This window comes from Synechococcus sp. R8-2, from assembly GCF_047461715.1.
Taxonomy (GTDB): Bacteria; Cyanobacteriota; Cyanobacteriia; order Thermostichales; family Thermostichaceae; genus Thermostichus.
The window spans coordinates 1-2885 of sequence record NZ_JANSHQ010000250.1; the positions used below are offsets into that span (position 1 = coordinate 1).

At 60.5% G+C, this 2885-nt stretch carries 3 protein-coding genes; 1 reads left to right on the forward strand and 2 read right to left on the reverse strand.

What is annotated here, in order from left to right:
* Nucleotides 1–54 precede the first annotated feature (54 nt).
* On the reverse strand, nt 55–936 hold the full coding sequence (locus tag NW819_RS06625; RefSeq protein ID WP_011432767.1) for a Tab2/Atab2 family RNA-binding protein: 882 nt from the start codon (nt 934–936) through the stop codon (nt 55–57).
* A gap of 18 nt (nt 937–954) precedes the next feature.
* Nucleotides 955–1431: a VOC family protein gene (locus tag NW819_RS06630; protein WP_414382198.1), complete on the reverse strand. Its 477-nt coding sequence runs from the start codon at nt 1429–1431 to the stop codon at nt 955–957.
* 299 nt (nt 1432–1730) lie between these two features.
* Here NW819_RS06630 and NW819_RS06635 point away from each other — a divergent pair, with 299 nt between their 5' ends.
* Nucleotides 1731–2870: an energy transducer TonB gene (locus NW819_RS06635; RefSeq protein WP_414413271.1), complete on the forward strand. Its 1140-nt coding sequence runs from the start codon at nt 1731–1733 to the stop codon at nt 2868–2870.
* Nucleotides 2871–2885: the final 15 nt, after the last annotated feature.

Below are 2885 nucleotides of genomic sequence, written 5' to 3' on the forward strand. Positions count from 1 at the left end.
CTCAATCTAGTTTGAAATGACTGTAATTTACAAACAGGCTGTAACGGCTGCTACTTACAGCGGATGTTGCATCAGCCAGAAGCCGGCGAAAGACTGGGCCCTGAGATCGGTTTGAATGGCAAGAAAGTGGAGCCCCTGGGCCTGCTGCTGGCGCTGGGCAAAGACTTCTGCCTCTGTTCGCAGTGTTTCATCTCTCAATTGTGCAAACAGATAACAATCGTTGAGGCCCGCCTCGAGCAGTAGCCGTCCGTCTGCCACACTCAAGTAGGCGGGTTCCATACCGCTCATCCAGGCTGCCATCGGCAAAGCCCGCTGCGAGGTAATCACCAAGCCGGGAATGAGGGTGCTCCGCACCACTGGTGCCAATGTGTCGGGCGTCAAAGTGTCCCAGGCAACCGGAAAAAGCTCGCCAAATTCTATCGGCCAGGCGTCGGCTTCCCGCAGATCCTCAGCTCGCAAGGTCACGAAGGCCCAGCGTTCTCCCTGCAACTTGTCCGGCAGACGGATGGGATCCGGCGGATCCGGATCCACAGGAGGTTCGGGGCTGTAGGTAAACTGAGTCTCTTGAGGGTAAACCTGCTCTGCCCGTTCTCGCATCCAAGCTTTGAGGGTGTAAACGCGACGACTGGGCAGCATCGGGATCCCAACCGCATCGCAGGCCCGTTGCAGGATGGAACTCATGCGGGCTCGAAACACACGAATGGCCGAGGGAGGCTGGGGAGCCGCTTCGAGGTAGCTCCGCAACTGTCGTGCCACCCAGGTGCTATTCACCTCTTGGTTACTGCAATACTGCGCTTGGCGAAACCGGCCGGTGGGATCGCATACCAACAGCTCCCAAACCCTTCGGTTCTGCTCATCCCGCAGGGGGACGGCGTTGAAATCCATCTGCCAGATAGGGCCGCGCGCAGGGCCAGAACGCAGGGGTTGAGTGGCCAAAGGTTCCTCCTGTTTGCACTACATGCCACTTGAGCGGGCCGGGGATCGTTCGCGCGAGCGGTGGGAAGCACTGTCCCCGACCAAGGCCAATTCCCGCTCCCCGAAAATGGCGGAAGCGTTGCGGTAGTACTTAAACTCCAGCAGGTTATGGAAGGGATCCTGCAAAAAGAAGGTGCCATGCTCCAAGGGGGTGCCAACAAAGCGCCAGCGCGGCTCTTGATAAAAGGGCAAGGCCCGCGCCAAGGCACGGTCGGCCAGCGCCTGCCAATCCCCTTGGGTAGGGAAGATCAGGCCAAAATGACGAGGGTAGATGCCCCGCTGGGGCGTCAGCTCTTCGTGGGTGAGGTGGGCCACCAGTTGATGGCCGTACAGGTTAAAAATAACGGCAGCAGAGGTTTCTCGACCGATCTCACAGCCCAAGCCATCGCCGTAGTAGGCCTTGGCCAAGGCAATATCGGCAACTGGAAAGGCCAGATGAAAGCGGATGGGTTCCATAACGTCGCTCCTAAAAAGCCACCAAAAGTGCCCCACCAGCCAACATCAGAGCCAGCACCCCGAGCTGTGGGGCTTTTCCCCGGCTAATGGGATCCCCGCTCTTTTCAAGGTAGGCGATCTTAGAGCTGCTGCAAGGTGGGATCCCTTCCCGAGCCCGAGATAGACTATACGCCTTTGCGCAGGAGTGCCAACTGCTCGGATGCTATAACACTAGCTGGGGTGTTACCCCCGTGGCCCAGTCTGCAACAGACAACTCGGTGTGTTGAGAGCGTTGAAGAAAGGAAAGGGCAATCTTGGCTATGACCAGCATCTGGATTGAGCAGCGCCGCCGCGAGGATGAATCTCGCAACTTTTTTTGGATGGTGGCGCTGTCGCTGCTGCTGCACGTGCTGGTGCTGCTGGGATTGCTCCACTTGGGGCGGCTTCGGCTCACTCGCGAGCCAGAACAAGAAGCCATTGAGTTTATCCTTCTGGATCCAGAAGATCTGCAGCCCCCAGAGGAAGCAGATCTGGTTTCAGAAGTTGATTCCCGCGATGGGGGTGAGCGGGTAGAAGCCCCTCCGTCTCAAGGCAGTCCACCTCAATCTCAGGCCGCCCCTCCCCAGGAGGCCCCTCCGCCGCCGCCGCCAAGACCCCAACCACCGCCACCGCCTGCCCCTGTTCCACCACCACCTGCCCCGGCTGCAGTTGCCCTGGCAACCCCAACTCCAACCCCTCCACCCAAGCCCACGCCTACCCCAACCCCCGCTCCCCCTCAGCCCACCGCGACCCCGACTGCGGCACCGCCCCCTCCCACGCCTGTCCCCAGACCTACTCCGACCCAAACTCCACCGCCTGTGGCGGCTGCTCCCTCCCCAAGGCCCACTCCCCCGCCAACTGCGGAGCCCTTGCCCATACAGCCAAGCGAGCGGGTTTCGGATCCCAGCCAATTGGCTCCCGTTCCGCCCGCTCCGCAACCGGTGACAGAGGTTCTTCCCGCCCAGCGGCCCTCTGACTCTTCCCAGTTGGGGCCTCCGGTCAGTGCCTCTGCTCCCAGCAATGGAGCCGGGATCCAGGGCAGTGGAGCTAGTGGATTGGTCAACCCCACCCAATCCGCTCCCAATCCCCCCAGCGTGGCAGCGCGGGCCAATGTGGATTGGGGTCCTTGGCTGGCCGCTTTGCAGCGAAAAGTGGAGCAAAATTGGATACCTGGGCAGACCGGTACCTCGCGCCGCACAGTGGTGATCTTTACAGTGGGTCGAGCTGGCGATCTGCAGAGCATTCGCCTGGGGCGCACGTCCGGCAGCCAACAAACAGACGATGCAGCGCTGACGGCTATCCAGAGGGCAGCTCCCTTCCTGCCGCTGCCTGAGGCTTACGAGGGCAACTCGGTGACAATTAATTTCACCTTTGATATCAACGTGCTGGGCCAGTTGACTGTAGGGGGATCCGCCAAGTAAACTACCCGACCCTGA

Excerpts from the sequence above, each read along its gene's own strand:
- NW819_RS06630 (WP_414382198.1), bottom strand. The coding sequence starts at position 1,431 with ATGGAACCCATCCGCTTTCATCTGGCCTTTCCAGTTGCCGATATTGCC.
- NW819_RS06635 (WP_414413271.1), top strand. The coding sequence starts at position 1,731 with ATGACCAGCATCTGGATTGAGCAGCGCCGCCGCGAGGATGAATCTCGC.